Raw genomic sequence first — 14,378 nt, forward strand, 5'->3', positions numbered from 1 at the left:
CGGAACCTCGATACCCGCCTGCGCGGGTAGGACGAGGTGAAGGTCTGCTGCGCGTTACGCTTTCAGCAAACCGTCGATCGACAGGCGCAGGATGCGGTCGGCTTCGGCGATCTGTGCGTCGGTCACGATCAGCGCCGGCGCCAGGCGCAGCACGTCCATGCCGGCGATCAGCACCATCAGGCCGTTGGCTTCGGCAGCCTTCTGGATGTCCTTCGAGCGCCCTTTCCAGCCCTCGGCCACCACCATGCCCAGCAGCAGGCCGGCGCCGCGCACCAGGGCGAACACCTGCGGGTAGTCGGCCACCAGCTTTTCCATGGCAGCGCGCAGCTTGTCGCCGGCCTCGGTGACGCGGGCCAGGAACGCTGGCTGGTTGATGGTTTCCAGCACGGTCAGCGCCACGGTGGTGGCCAGCGGGTTGCCGCCGTAGGTGGTGCCGTGGCTGCCCACGCCCAGGTTGGCCGCCAGTTCGTTGGTGGTCAGCATGGCCGCCACCGGGTAACCGTTGCCGAGCGCCTTGGCCGACGTCAGCACGTCCGGGGTGATGCCGTAGGTCATGTAGTGGAACAAATGGCCGGTACGGCCCATGCCGCACTGCACTTCGTCGAAGATCAGCACGGCGCCGGTCTGGTCGCACAGCTCGCGCAGCGCCTGCAGGTAAGCCTTGTCGCCCGGCACCACGCCGCCCTCGCCTTGCAGCGGTTCGACGATCACGGCGCAGACGTCGTCGGTAATCGCGGCGCGCGCGGCAGCGATATCGTTGTAGGCAATGTGGTCGATCGACGGCGGCAGCGGTTCGAAGCCCTCGGTGTACTTCGGCTGGCCGCCGACCGAGACCGTAAACAGCGTGCGGCCGTGGAACGACTGCAGGCACGACACGATGCGCGATTTATGCGGGCCGAACTTGGCGTGTGCGTGCTTGCGTGCCAGCTTGAGGGCCGCTTCGTTGGCTTCGGCGCCGGAATTGCAGAAGAAGGCGCGGTCGGCAAACGTGGCCTCGGTCAGCGCCAGCGCCAGGCGCAGCACGGGCTCGTTGGTGTAGCCGTTACCGAGGTGCCACAAGGTGTTGGCCTGGCGCGTGAGCGCCTCGACCACGACCGGGTGGCAGTGGCCGAGCGAGTTGACGGCGATGCCGGACGTGAAGTCCAGGTAGTGCTTGCCATTCTGGTCCCACAGGTCCAGGCCAGATCCTCGGACCGGAACCATCGCTGCCGGTGCGTAGGTCGGCACCAGGACTTCGTCGAAGGTCTGACGAGTCACAGGACGGGTGGTTACGGTCGTATCTTTGGCGTTCATGGCGATCCCTCAATGTTGGCGATGACTTGCGTGCGCGCGGCAACTACCGCGTGGACTGATTATAAAAAACGGCATGCTAAAACTCTTTTCTAATGGCGACAAGGTTTTTCACTTTTGACCGGAGCGAAATTTTGACCAAAAGGACAGCGCAACACCGTAGCGGGCTGCGCAGTAGGTTTGTCGGGAGACCCTTTTCCAGACTCCTTAACTGGCCAGCTTGCGTTGGCGCTCTTCGCGCGGCGTATTGCCGAACAAGGCGCCGAAGGCGGTCGAGAAATGCGAGCCCGACGAGAAGCCGCACATCAGTCCGACCTGCACGATCGAGTGGTTGGTTTCAAGCAGCAACTGGCGCGCCCGTTGCAGGCGCAGCTCGAGGTAGTAGCGCGACGGCAGGCTGTCGAGGTACTGCTTGAACAGCCGTTCGAGCTGGCGCCGCGACAGGCCGACCAGGTTGGCGATGTCGTCGGTGGACAGCGGTTCCTCGATATTGGTTTCCATCAGCGTCACCGCTTCGGACAGGCGCGGCTGCAGGGCGCCGAAGCGGGCCTGCAGCGCAATCCGCTGGCGCTCGTCGTGGCTGCGCACGCGCTCGATGCACAGCTTTTCCTTGATCGTCGCCTGCACGTTGACGCCGCACAGCTGCTCGACCAGCGTCAGCGCGAAGTCGATGCTGGCGGCGCCGCCGCAGCAGCTGAGGTGGCGACCGTCGAGCTCGAACAGGTGCTGGGTCAGGATGGCGCGGTCGGTGATGCTCTCGGTATCGCCGTACAACGCCCACGGCAGCGCCACCCGCACCCCGGCCAGCACGCCCGCCAGCGCCAGCCACAGCACGCCGGCGCCCACGCCGCCCCAGTAGCGGGCCGTGCGGATGCGCTCGGTGACGGCGCGCGCCAGGTCCGGCGCCATGGTGCGGTCCGCTTCGTCGGCCACCAGCAGGGCGATGTGCAAGCCCGTGTGCGCACCCGTGTCCCAGCCGGGCTGGGCCAGCATCACTTGCGCGGGCGTCATCGTGTCGAGCTGGAAGGCATCGCGGCCCAGCATGGCGGCTGCCATGCGCAGCGGCTGGACCAGGCCGGCCCAGGTCAGTGCATCGGCCTCGCCGGCATTGACCAGCAGCACGCGCAGCGGCCGCTGGCTGGCCAGCGTGGACAGGTTAGCGAAGGACATCGGCTCGTGCGTGCATCGGAGATTAAGCGGGATCGGCGGTAGCTCCGTATAGTAACCGTCCCGGCTGCAAATTGCGAACCGGCTATAATCACGGCCCATGGGCGAACGTTATCTGAAAAGTATCCGGCTGCTGGCCGAATGCATCCAAGGCTTTGAGCGCAGCTCCGCCGACCGCGCACGCGCCTGCGGCCTGACCCATGCCCAGTTCGACATCATCGCCACGCTCGGTAACACGCCAGGCATGTCGTACAAGGAGCTGGGCGAGAAAACCCTGATCACCAAGGGCACGCTGACCGGCGTGATCGAGCGCCTCGAACAAAAGGGGCTGGTCGAACGCGCACGCAGCGACTGCGACAAGCGCTCGTTCTTCGTGCGGCTGACGGCCGCCGGCGAAGCGACCTTTCATACGGCGTTTCCGGCGATACTGTCGATGGGCCGGCACATGTTTGCCGATTACAGCGACGACGACTATGCGGCCCTTGAAAAAAATCTCGCCAGGCTTAAAAATGCCATCATGACCGGCGCTGTTACCGATATCGGCAACGCTACGCCCCCCTCCGACCCAACCAAGGAACTCTCTTGAAAACTGCTCTGATCGACGGCGTGAAGCCGGCAAAATTCGATAAACACATCATCGGCAACCTGCTGCTCGACGTTGCCCACGAGGACGAGGTGCGCCTGGAAAAGCTGCTGATCGGCGTGCGTAACGAAGACGGCGAGATCTTCCGCCTGATCGGCGCGACCAAGCCCAACAGCTACATGAATGCAGTAGAAGAACTGGAAGACCTGGGCCTCGTGGACGAGCTCAAAGGCATGGACAATACCGATGGCTACGACGCCATCTTCAGCGAAGAATAAGCCGGCGCCTGCGCGCTGACTCCAAAAAAAAGCCCGCTGGGTAGCGGGCAAAGTCCAAAACTAGGGATCTCCTCCAGAGGAGATGGCGCAACGATACCGTGCATCGCGTCAACGGTCTGTGCGTCAGTTAACACAGCACGTCACATTTATTCCAACAGGAAATTCCGAGCAGCTGCGGGTAGCGCGCCGTCCGCCTCGGCCCCGTCGTCCGCGGTCTCGTCTTTCAGCGCCACGCCCGACAGCTGGCGCCGGCGCGATTCGGTCAGCAGGTAGTGCAGCTTGTACGCTGCCGCCTCGTAACGCAGCCCTGCCGGTCGCACATTCGAAATGCAGTTGCGCGCCGCGTCGGTGAGGCCCACGCGCGGGGCCCAGGTCAGGTACAAGCCCATGCTGTCGGGCGAGCTCAAGCCCGGCCGCTCGCCGATCAGCACCAGCACGGCGCGCGCGCCAAGCAACTCGCCCACTTCGTCGCCCACCGCCACCCGGCCCTGCTCCACCACCACCGGCGGAGACAAGGTCCACGATTCCGACGCCAGCCGCGCCGCCAGGCAGGCCAGGAACGGCAGCACATGCTGCTCGATGGCCAGCGCCGACAGGCCGTCGGCCACCACCAGCGCCAGGTCGTAGCCGCCCTCGTCCTTGCCCGTCCCCTGCCGCTGCTGCAGCTGCTGGCGCGACGCGTCGTCGAGGCGGCGCCCCAGGTCGGGCCGCTGCAGGTAGATGTCGCGGCTTGCAGCAGCGCTGTGCAGCGCCAGCGCCGGCTGACCGAACAGCTGCTGCAACCCTGCAGCCAGCGGCGCCACGTCCAGCGCCCGGTGCACGGCGTCGCGCGCCTGCGCATGGGCCAGCTGGAACGCCAGTTGCGGCGCCGTCGGCTGGCTCACACCGGTGCGCCCGAGCGCAATGCGCGCGGCCGTGTAGCGGCGCAGGGCGGCCCAGGGGTTGTCCACCACCAGCGCCTGCGCCGCTGGCGCATCGGCAGCGTCCTCCTGGTCGGTGCCGGTACCGCGTGGTTGCAGTTCGCTCATGGTGTCCTCACGTCAGTTGCGCCAGTGCGCGCTGGAACGACGGCGGCATGGCGTGCGCCAGCGTGGCGCGCTCGTCGCCGGTAAAAATCGCCATCTGCCGCAGCCATGCTGCGAACTCGGGCGCAGGCTGCAGGCCCAGCGCGCGGCGCGCATACAGGGCGTCGTGGAACGACGTGGTCTGGTAGTTGAGCATGATGTCGTCCGAGCCCGGGATGCCCATCACGAAGGTGCAGCCGGCCGCGCCCAGCATGGTCAGCAGCACATCCATGTCGTCCTGGTCCGCTTCGGCGTGGTTGGTGTAGCAGACGTCGCAGCCCATCGGCAGGCCCAGCAGCTTGGCGCAGAAATGGTCTTCCAGCCCGGCGCGCACGATCTGCTTGCCGTCGTACAGGTACTCGGGGCCGATGAAGCCGACTACCGAATTTACCAGCAGCGGCTTGAACTTGCGCGCCACCGCATAGGCGCGCGCTTCGCAGGTCTGCTGGTCGACACCGTGGTGGGCATTGGCCGACAGCGCGCTGCCCTGCCCCGTTTCGAAATACATGACGTTGTCGCCGACCGTGCCGCGCCGCAGCGACAACGCGGCCTGGCGCGCCTCGTCCAGCAGCGCCAGGTTGAGACCGAAACTGGCGTTGGCCGCCTCGGTGCCGGCAATCGACTGGAACACCAGGTCCACCGGCGCGCCGCGCTCGATGGCGGCTATCGTGTTGGTGACGTGGGTCAGCACGCAGGACTGGGTCGGGATCGCATAGCGGGCGATGATCTCGTCGAGCATGGAGACGATCTTGATCACCTGCGGCACGTTGTCGGTGGCCGGGTTGATGCCGATGACGGCGTCGCCGCTGCCGTACAGCAGGCCATCGAGCAGACTGGCAGCAATGCCGGTGGCGTCGTCGGTCGGATGGTTGGGCTGCAGGCGCGTGGCCATGCAGCCTGCGAGGCCGATGGTGTTGCGAAAGCGCGTGACCACGCGGCACTTGCGCGCCACCAGCACCAGGTCCTGGATGCGCATGATCTTCGATACCGCTGCCGCCATTTCCGGCGTGATGCCGGGGGCGACTGCGGCCAGCGCCGCGCTGTCGGCGGCGTCGCCGAGCAGCCAGTTGCGCAGGTCGCCCACGGTCAGGTGGGCCACCGGCGCGAACGCCGCCGCATCGTGCTCGTCGACGATCAGGCGCGTCACCTCGTCGTCTTCGTACGGCACCACCGGCGCGTTCAGGAACAGGCGCAGCGGCAGGTCGGCCAGCGCCATTTGCGCGGCCACCCGTTCTTCGGCGCTGGTGGCGGCCAGGCCGGCCAGGGCGTCGCCGGAGCGGGCCGGCGACGCCTTGGCCATCAGGTCCTTGAGGTCGCGGAACTGGTACGTCCTGCTGCCTGCCGTGTGCGAAAAACTGCCCATGGTTCCTCCGGTGAGGCCGGTTTAAAAGGTGCGCGTGGCGGTCACCAGCAAGCGCTTCTGCACCACGTTCTTGCTGCTGCCGTCGGCGTTGAAGAACGTCCACAGCGGCGTGCCGTTCCTGCTGGCGTCGCCACTGTTGTACGTGCCGGCCGCCGCGAACGCCCAGTGGCCGACAGTCTTGGTCACGCCCACCCTGGCATCGTAAAAATTGAACGCGGCCATGCGGCGCACCTGCTGGCGGCCCGCGTGCAGATTGAGTACCAGGCCCGGCGCCAGTTCCGGATTCCAGTTCAGCTCACCGTACACGGTGCCGCGCGTATCGACCAGTGCGCCGCTACCGGGCTGCACCGCAAAGCCGAACCAGTAGCGGCTCAGCGACACCCAGGCATACGCGTTGAAACTGCCGACATTGACACCGAACTTGGCTTCCTGGGTATGGTACTGGATGTCGCGGCCGGCTGTCGCATAGTGCGCGCCGGGGAACCAGTAGGTGACCAGGCCGGCGTCGAGGCTGGTGTCGGCGTCGAGGGCGTGGCGGTAGCCGCCATACACGTCGAGCTCGGCACCGGCGCCGTTGTTGTAGGCCGCGTGCGACACACCGGAGCCGAACAGCCCCAGGTACACACCGCTGCTGTGCGTAAAATCGAGCGCCGCCTGGGCGGTGGGCTTGGCCTGGGTTTGCGAGATGCCGCGGAACAGGTAGTCCGATACCAGCGTGACATTGCCGCTCTCGGTCCAGGCAGCCGGTGCCGGTTCGGCTGCGGCAGCCAGACCGGACAAGGTGGCCAGCAGGCCGGCGCCAGCCAGGCGCAGCATCATGGTGTGACGGATCATCATTCAAGCTCCTTTGGCGGGATGGCGGGCGGCAGCATGCTGCGCGCGGCGGCCGCCGGTGGCGAGGAAAAAGCCGTAACCGATGGCCAGGAAGGCGACGAATACGCCGAAGATCAGCGGGTTGTAATAGATCATGGTGACCAGGCAGATCACGGCCCCGGCCAGCGCAATCGCCGGGAACAGCGGGTAGAACGGTGCGCGGAACGGGCGCGCCATGTCCGGCTCGTCGCGGCGCAGCTTGAACAGGCTCAGCATGCTGAGTATGTACATGGTGATGGCGCCGAACACCGACATGGTGACGATGTTGGCGGTCAGGGTCTGGCCGCCGATCTTGATCAGCTCATCGCTGAAGATGGCGGCGATGCCGACCGCGCCGCCGGCCAGGATGGCGCGGTGCGGGGTCTTGAAGCGCGGGTGGATCCTGGCCAGGGCCGGCGGCAGATAGGCTTCGCGGGCCAGCGCATAGATCTGGCGCGAATAGCCGAGGATGATGCCGTGGAACGAGGCGATCAGGCCGAACAGACCGAGCCAGACCAGCATGTGCAGCCAGCCGCTGTGGTCGCCGACGATCATCTTCATCGCCTGCGGCAGCGGGTCGTTGATGTTGGCCAGCCTGGTCCAGTCGCCGGCGCCGCCGGCAAACGCCATCACGCCCACTGCCAGCAGCACCAGCGTGAGGATGCCGGTGATGTAGGCGATCGGGATCGAGCGTTTCGGGTCTTTGGCTTCTTCGGCTGCCATGGCCACGCCTTCGATGGCCAGGAAAAACCAGATCGCGAACGGAATCGCGGCAAACATGCCCGGTATCGCCGCGCTGCTGAACCCGTCCTGCCCGGCCCAGCCGCCTCTGGTGAAGTTGGCAATGGAAAAGCCCGGCGCCACCACGCCCATGAACACCAGCAGTTCGAAGATGGCCAGCAGCGCCATCAGCAACTCGAAGGTGGCGGCCACCTGCACGCCGACGATGTTGAGCGTCATGAACACCAGGTAGGCGCCGACTGCCGCCAGCTTGGGATCGATGGTGGGAAACTGCACGTTCAGGTAGGCGCCGATGGCCAGTGCGATGGCCGGCGGTGCAAACACGAACTCGATCAGCGTGGCGGCGCCGGCCAGGTAGCCGCCGGTGGGACCGAACGCGCGCTTGCTGTAGGCGAACGGTCCGCCCGCGTGGGGGATCGACGTGGTCAGCTCGGTGAAGCTGAAAATGAAGGTGGTGTACATCACCGCGATGAACAGCGCGGTGACGGTGAAGCCGAGGGTGCCGGCCGAGGCCCAGCCGTAACTCCAGCCGAAATATTCCCCCGAAATCACCAGGCCGACAGCGATGCCCCAGAGCTGGAAGGTGCTCAGCGTCTGTTGCAGGGCCGGCTGCCCGGTTGCCTGTTGTGCATTCATGACATTCTCCGTTGGTAGCGGGTATGAAAGTTGCTGGAAGGTTGATGCAATTCAGTATAGAAGCGCTGCCAGCTGCGGCGTTATCGCAAATCGGCAAACCTGCGGCGGGCGCGCCGCGTCACCATCCCAGCGGAGCCACCATGCACCAGACTGCGACACCCACCCAGCCCCCTGCACCAGCAAACGCCACGGTGCGCACGGTGATGGCGCACGACGCCGACCAGCTGGCCAGCGCGCTGACCGACTGGCAGCAGCGCTACGACCAGGTCAGCGCCGGCCGCTTTACGGGCGCGCTGACCGAGCGGCAGTTGCCGCAGCTACAGGTCTTCCGCGAGAGCCTGAACCAGGCGGTGCGGCAATCGTGCCGCGTCTGGCCAGACGCCCTGTGGTTCGGCCTGCCCGACCACGGCCCTGACGATGACCGCACGACCCGCATCAACGGCCGGCGCGCAGCCGGGCACACGCTGCTGGTGCGCCCGGGCGACGTCGACTTCGAACTGGTCACGCCCAGCGCGTACAGCATCTACGGCATCGTCGCCAGCCGCCGCCTGCTCGAACAAGCGGCCCGCCGCCACGGCCGCCAGATCGACTGGCAGCAGGTGCAGGCGGCCGACATCCTGCAAGTGGACGGCGCCGCCCGTGCGGCGTGCCTGCGTATGCTGGCGGCCGCCTTGCCATCGACGGCGGCAGGTGCTGGCGGTGGGGCAAAAGACGTGCACGGCTTCGCCAGCGCTGCGGGCGGTAGCCGAGCTACTGGGGCTGGCGCCGGCGATGCTGCTGTCCCGTGTATGGGGCCAGGCGCGTGGCACGACAGCGTGCTGTACTTGCTGCTGGACCTGCTCGAACGTGGCTGCGGCGCGCCGGCCGCCAGCCCCAGCCTGCAGCGGCGGCGGCGCGTGGTCGATCAGGTGCGCGCGTACATCGATGCGCACCGCGATGTGGCGCTGACGGTGCCGCAGCTGTGCGCGCAGGTGCACGTCAGCCGCCGCACGCTGCAGTATTGTTTCGAGGAGGTGTTGGGGATGAGCCCGCTGGTGTACATGCGGATGATGCGGCTGAACGGCGCCCGCCGCACCCTGCTCGGCCAGGACCAGGGCAGCGCCAGGGCGGCCGTCGGCGACGTGGCCGACGCCTGGGGCATGAGCAACTTCAGCCAGTTTTCCAGCGATTACCGCAAGCTGTTCGGCCAGTGTCCGTCGGCCGCGCTGCGGACCCGACGGACACAGTAAGCGCGCTCGCTGTGCCGGCAAGGAAGCTGGCGCGACATGCACGCCACGGCTGCGCCCACCCTGCCGGGCCATGGACCGACTACTTGCTGTCGAGCTTGTCCACGCTGCTCGGCCGGGACACTGGCTGCGGCACCGTGCCTTCGCGCCCCGCTGCAAACGCGGCAGCCGTCAGCGGTTTCACCGGCACCGATACCTTGCGCACCTTGGCAACATCCCTGGCCACCACGGTGCCGCCGCGGTTGCCCCAGCTGGTCTGGATGAAGTTGACCACGTCGGCCACCTGCTGGTCGCTCAGCTCGTTTGCATACGGCGCCATCGTCAGCGCCGACGGCGCCGTGTGGGTCGATGGCACGGCGCCGCCGGACAGGATGATGTTGATCGCCGAGGTCGCATCGCTGGTCTGCAGCACGGCATTGCCGGCCAGCGCCGGGAAGGCGGTGCTGTAACCCTTGCCGTCCGAGCGGTGGCAGCCGGCGCACTTGTTCAGGTACAGCAGTGCCCCAGCCGTGGCGGGCTGGCCGTTGAACAGTTGCGTGGCCACCTTGGGATCGGCCACGAACGGCTGGGCCTTGTTGTTGGCGGGCAGCGACTTCAGGTACACGGCGATGGCGCTCAGGTCGTCGTTGTTCAGGTACTGGGTCGAGTGCGCCACCACGTCGTTCATGGCGCCGAACGAGGCCGTGTGGCCGTTGCGCCCAGTTTTCAGGAAATCGACGATGTCGGCCGTGCTCCAGCGCGCCAGGCCGCCGCCGTGTTCGTTGCGCAGCGAAGGCACGCTCCAGCCGTCGATCACCTGGCCGCCAGCCAGGAAGTCGGTGTTGCCATTGCTGGTATAGGCCTTTTCCTGCATGGTCACGCTGCGCGCCGTGTGGCAGGCGCCGCAGTGCCCCAGGCCTTCGACCAGGTAGGCGCCGCGCAGCACCTGGGCATTCGCCACAGCTGTCGCCGGCGGCTGGTACGGCGCCGGCTTCGGTGCGAACATCCAGCGCCAGATCGCCAGCGGGAAGCGCATCGACAGCGGCCAGACGATGTCCGAATCGCGGCTCGGCGTCGGGTCCGGTTTTACGCCGAGCATGAAGTACGCATACAGCGCCTGCATGTCGGCCTGGCTCAGGCGCGAGTACGACGGGTACGGCATGGCCGGGTAGACGGTGTAGCCGGCCTTGGTCACGCCGGTGCGCATCAGCTTGTCGAAGTCCTCGAAGGTCCAGGTGCCGATGCCGGCTTTCTTGTCGGGCGTGATGTTGGACGAATAAATCTTGCCGATCGGCGTCTCCATGCCGAGACCGCCCGCGAACGGCTTGCCGCCGGTGACGCTGTGGCAGGCAAAACAGTCGCCGGCGCGCGCCAGGTACTCGCCCTGCTTGATCAGCTTGGGATCGGGCGCGGCCCAGGTCAGCATCGGCAGCGACAGGGTCAGCAGGGCCAGGGATTTGGTGAGGTAGGTATTCATGGACATTCTCAAACGGCAACGAGGGGACGGGGATCTTTGAGGTATTGCTCGCGGATCGCCTTGGCGGACCAGTACGCCAGCGCCGTGGCCAGGCCGGTCGGGTTGTAGCCGATCCCGATCGGGAACACGCTCGAGCCGACCGCGAACACGTTGTACACGTCCCAGCTTTGCAGGTAACGGTTCAGCACGCTGATGCGCGGGTCGGTGCCCATGGCGGTGCCGCCGGCCCAGTGCGTGGTCTGGTAGTTGCGCAGGTCGAGGTGATCGCCGAAGTTTTTCACCGACACGTGGATCGATTTCGGGTTCATGGCCTTGGCGACCGCCAGCATCTTGTCGGTCACGTAACGGCTCATCTTGATGTCGTTGTCCTTCCAGTCAAAGGTGAAGCGCAGCAGCTTCTGACCGAACTGGTCGGTGTAGGTCGGATCGAGATCGACATAGCAGTCGCGGTACACCATGTTGGCACCGTGGACGTCGAACGAGACGGTGTTGGTGTAATTGTCCTTGACCGCCTTTTTCCAGCCCGCGCCCCAGGCCGGCGTGCCGTCAGGCACCGGGATGCCGGCGATCGGCTTGACGCCGGCCGGGTTGCACCAGGCCGGCGAGCCGCCGACAAAGCCGAGCGGGCCATGGTCGAAGTGGTCGCCGTTGTAATCGTCCACCGCCACGCCGGTGCCGCCCGCGCCGATGAAGGGATTGGTGTTCTTGTTCGGATCGAAGAACATCTGCACGGTGGACATGGTCTGGTAGGCGATATTGCGCCCCACCACGCCCTCGCCGCTGACCGGGTCGTACGGCTTGCCGATGCCCGACAGCAAGAACAGGTGGGCATTGTTGTAGGCAAAGGTGCTGGCGATCACCAGGTCGGCCGGCTGTTCGACGGTCTTGCCATCCTGGTTGACATAGGTGACACCGGTGGCTTTTTTCTTGCTGCTGTCGAGATTGATGCGCAGCACGTTGCAGTGCGGGCGCAGCTCGAAATTGGCGACCTTGCGCAGCGCCGGCATGATGTTTACCTGCGGCGAGGCCTTGGAATAGTTATAGCAGGCAAAGCCCGAGCAGAAGCCGCAGAAGTTACACGGCCCCATCTGGCAGCCATACGGATTGACGTACGGCTGCGAAGCATTCGACGACGGCGCCACGAACGGGTGCAGGCCGACCTCGGTGGCCGCCTTGTGGAACAGGTGGGCCGTGTACGGCACTTTTTGCGGCGGCAGCGCGTAATGGTCGGAGCGGCTCGGCTCGAAGAAATTGCCCTCGCCCACCACCTTGCCATCGACGCGGTAGGCCACGCCCGAGGTGCCGAATACTTTTTCGACGAAATCGAAGTGCGGCTCCAGTTCCTCGAACGTGACGCCGAAGTCCTGGATGGTCATCCCTTCCGGGATGAATTTCTTGCCGTAGCGCTGCTCATAGTGCGAGCGCAGTTTCAGCTCTTCCGGCAGCACGCGCCAGTGCTGGCCCGACCAGTGCAGGCCGGCGCCGCCGACCCCCGTGCCGGGCTTGAACGCGCCGATCTGGCGGTACGGCACGGCCACGCTGCCGGTGTCGTGGCGGAACGTGAACGAACTCTTCGACATGTCCTGGAACAGCTTGGAGCGCTGGATATAGGTCAGCTCGTCGAGCGTTTTCGGATAGGCGCCGTCCGGGTAGGTGTCGCGGAACGCGCCGCGTTCGAGCGCCAGCACCTGCATGCCGGCCTCGGTCAATTCCTTGGCCATGATGGCGCCGGTCCAGCCGAAGCCGACGATGACGACCTCGACTTTTTTCAATGTAATGTCTGCCATGATGCGTCCTTCAAGCGATCGAGGCAGGCGGCAGCGGATAATGCTTGCCGTACTGCTCGACCCAGTCCATATAGTCGCCCCGGGCGCCGGGGAAGTTGATCATTTTCCAGGCCATCATGTCCTTGTTGCCGCCGTGGACAGGGTCGCAGAAATAGCCTTCGCGCGTGTTTTGCAGCAGCTGGCCGAAGAAGGTCTTGGGCGGCACCGCGCCGATGGCCAGCGTGCCCTGCTCCAGTTCGCCGATCACGGCGTCTTTCTGGGCCGCGTCCAGCGCCGTGAAAGCCTTGCCCAGCTTGGCCTGCACCGCGTGCTCGAGGCCGGCCAGGGCGCTGCGGTACAGCTCGCGTGGCGGCATGGGAAACTGGTAGCCGAACTCGGGAGCGGAATCGGGCGCGAACGGCGCCTGCATGAACCACAGCTTGCCGTAGGCGTAGGGCGTATTCATCTGCAGGTCGATGAATTCGTGCACGCCCGCTTCCAGCGCGCCGGGGCCGTCGCTGTTGGCCGGGATCAGGCGATCGACCAGCGCGGTCAGCGTGGCCCACTCGGCGGCAGTGAAATAGACGGGACGGTAGGTGCTTTGCGCGGGCGGGCTGGCCGACGTGGCGACCGTGCCGACGCCGGCCGCTGCGACCAGCGCCACGGCTGGCGCGGCGCCAACTGCCTTGCGCAGGAAGCTGCGGCGGTGGGGAGAGATACCAATGGTTTTCATGAGAACCCTTTTATTCGACTAACAGTAGCAAAATTACATAAATAAACTAAATAGCGAATTGGCATCCTACGCCTAGATCGTGCCGGCTTGCGCACGATATGGTTTTTACTACGCGTTGTTACCGATATCACGGCCAAAAAAAAAGCCGCCTCCCGAGGGAAGCGGCTCTTGGCCGGGAAAACTGCGCAGCGGTTACACCACGGCGCCGTCGGTCTCGTCCTTTTCCTTGACCGGCTTGATCAGGTCTTCACGCTTGACGCCGAGCCACATGGCAATCGCAGCAGCCACGAACACCGACGAATAGATACCGAAGCAGATACCGATGGTCAGTGCCATGGCGAAGTAGTGCAGCGTCGGGCCGCCGAAGAACAGCATCGCCAGCACCATCATCTGGGTGCTGCCGTGGGTGATGATGGTGCGCGAGATGGTCGAGGTGATCGCGTTGTCGATCACTTCGTGCACGCTGGCCTTGCGGTACTTGCGGAAGTTTTCGCGGATCCGGTCGAAAATCACGACCGATTCGTTGACCGAGTAACCGAGCACGGCCAGGATACCGGCCAGCACCGTCAGCGAGAATTCCCACTGGAAGAAGGCGAAGAAGCCGAGGATGATCACCACGTCGTGCAGGTTGGCGATAATGGCCGACACGGCGTACTTCCACTCGAAGCGGATGGCCAGGTACAGCATCACGCCGATCACCACCATCACCAGCGCGTTCAAGCCGTTCTGGGTCAGTTCCTCGCCGACCTGCGGGCCGACGAATTCGACCTTGCGCAGCTCGAGCGCCTCGGTGCCGGCAGCTGTCATGCAGGCCTGCTTGACCACGTGCTCGCCGCGGGCGTTGACGTTGTCGACCTGGGTCAGGCTGGCTTTCTCGGCCTTGCACAGGGTGTCGTACACCAGTTGCGAGGCATCCTTGCCGCTGATGTTCTTCACCGCCGGCAGGCGCAGCATCACGTCGTGCGCGGTGCCGAAGCCGGCCGCTTCCGGGTACTCGTAGCCGATGCCGCGCAGCGAGGCGCGGATCGCTTCGAGGTGGGCCGGCTGCTGGTATTTGAGCTCCATCACGGTGCCGCCGGTGAACTCCACCGACAGGTGCAGGCCGCGGTGGAACAGGAAGAACACGGCCGCCACGAAGGTCAACGCCGAAATGACGTTGAACACCAGGGCATGCCGCATGAACGGTATGTCTTTTTTAATGCGGAAAAATTCCATGTGCTATG

13 protein-coding genes are annotated in these 14,378 nt (G+C 65.6%); 3 read left to right on the forward strand and 10 right to left on the reverse strand.

What is annotated here, in order from left to right:
- Positions 1-54: 54 nt before the first annotated feature.
- Both astC and ASF61_RS17840 read right to left on the reverse strand, forming a co-directional pair.
- Positions 55-1,293 (reverse strand): acetylornithine/succinylornithine family transaminase, encoded by a 1,239-nt coding sequence (gene astC, locus ASF61_RS17835; protein ID WP_056158828.1) that lies wholly within the window; start codon positions 1,291-1,293, stop codon positions 55-57.
- 204 nt (positions 1,294-1,497) lie between these two features.
- Positions 1,498-2,460, reverse strand: a complete 963-nt coding sequence (locus ASF61_RS17840) for a GlxA family transcriptional regulator (RefSeq protein WP_056158832.1) — start codon at positions 2,458-2,460, stop codon at positions 1,498-1,500.
- Between the two features lie 97 nt (positions 2,461-2,557).
- On the opposite strand from ASF61_RS17840, the gene ASF61_RS17845 reads away from it, so the two are divergent.
- Positions 2,558-3,043 carry a MarR family winged helix-turn-helix transcriptional regulator gene (locus tag ASF61_RS17845; RefSeq protein WP_056158836.1) on the forward strand — a complete coding sequence of 162 codons (486 nt, stop codon included), beginning with the start codon at positions 2,558-2,560 and terminating at the stop codon, positions 3,041-3,043.
- Positions 3,040-3,318: a hypothetical protein gene (locus ASF61_RS17850; protein WP_056158838.1), complete on the forward strand. Its 279-nt coding sequence runs from the start codon at positions 3,040-3,042 to the stop codon at positions 3,316-3,318. The genes ASF61_RS17845 and ASF61_RS17850 overlap by 4 nt, the downstream gene beginning before the upstream one ends.
- A gap of 146 nt (positions 3,319-3,464) precedes the next feature.
- Here ASF61_RS17850 and eutC read toward each other — a convergent pair whose 3' ends face one another.
- Genes eutC through eat form a run of 4 tightly spaced genes read right to left on the reverse strand, consistent with a single transcriptional unit; the run spans position 3,465 to position 7,974 of the window.
- Positions 3,465-4,346 carry an ethanolamine ammonia-lyase subunit EutC gene (eutC, locus tag ASF61_RS17855; RefSeq protein WP_056158841.1) on the reverse strand — a complete coding sequence of 294 codons (882 nt, stop codon included), beginning with the start codon at positions 4,344-4,346 and terminating at the stop codon, positions 3,465-3,467.
- A gap of 7 nt (positions 4,347-4,353) precedes the next feature.
- The gene (locus ASF61_RS17860; RefSeq protein WP_056158845.1) at positions 4,354-5,745 is read right to left on the reverse strand and encodes an ethanolamine ammonia-lyase subunit EutB; all 1,392 of its coding nucleotides are present in this window, start codon (positions 5,743-5,745) and stop codon (positions 4,354-4,356) included.
- A gap of 21 nt (positions 5,746-5,766) precedes the next feature.
- The gene (locus ASF61_RS17865; RefSeq protein WP_229205908.1) at positions 5,767-6,582 is read right to left on the reverse strand and encodes a TorF family putative porin; all 816 of its coding nucleotides are present in this window, start codon (positions 6,580-6,582) and stop codon (positions 5,767-5,769) included.
- Complete coding sequence (eat, locus tag ASF61_RS17870; protein ID WP_056158848.1) at positions 6,583-7,974, reverse strand: ethanolamine permease; 1,392 nt, start codon at positions 7,972-7,974, stop codon at positions 6,583-6,585.
- Positions 7,975-8,114: 140 nt separating this feature from the next.
- On the opposite strand from eat, the gene ASF61_RS17875 reads away from it, so the two are divergent.
- Positions 8,115-9,203 carry a helix-turn-helix domain-containing protein gene (locus ASF61_RS17875; RefSeq protein ID WP_229205909.1) on the forward strand — a complete coding sequence of 363 codons (1,089 nt, stop codon included), beginning with the start codon at positions 8,115-8,117 and terminating at the stop codon, positions 9,201-9,203.
- A gap of 79 nt (positions 9,204-9,282) precedes the next feature.
- Here ASF61_RS17875 and ASF61_RS17880 read toward each other — a convergent pair whose 3' ends face one another.
- The 4 genes from ASF61_RS17880 to secF all read right to left on the reverse strand — a co-directional run bounded on the left by ASF61_RS17880 (position 9,283) and on the right by secF (position 14,370).
- The gene (locus ASF61_RS17880) at positions 9,283-10,656 is read right to left on the reverse strand and encodes a cytochrome c (RefSeq protein WP_056158856.1); all 1,374 of its coding nucleotides are present in this window, start codon (positions 10,654-10,656) and stop codon (positions 9,283-9,285) included.
- A gap of 8 nt (positions 10,657-10,664) precedes the next feature.
- Positions 10,665-12,443 carry a GMC family oxidoreductase gene (locus tag ASF61_RS17885; RefSeq protein ID WP_056158859.1) on the reverse strand — a complete coding sequence of 593 codons (1,779 nt, stop codon included), beginning with the start codon at positions 12,441-12,443 and terminating at the stop codon, positions 10,665-10,667.
- A 10-nt stretch (positions 12,444-12,453) separates the two neighbouring features.
- A complete protein-coding gene (locus ASF61_RS17890) occupies positions 12,454-13,155 on the reverse strand; it encodes a gluconate 2-dehydrogenase subunit 3 family protein (protein WP_056158860.1) in 702 nt (233 codons plus the stop codon).
- A 192-nt stretch (positions 13,156-13,347) separates the two neighbouring features.
- Positions 13,348-14,370, reverse strand: coding sequence for a protein translocase subunit SecF (gene secF, locus ASF61_RS17895; protein ID WP_056158863.1), 1,023 nt, complete (start codon positions 14,368-14,370; stop codon positions 13,348-13,350).
- Between the last annotated feature and the right edge of the window lie 8 nt (positions 14,371-14,378).

This window comes from Duganella sp. Leaf126, assembly GCF_001423125.1.
Taxonomy (GTDB): Bacteria; Pseudomonadota; Gammaproteobacteria; order Burkholderiales; family Burkholderiaceae_D; genus Rugamonas.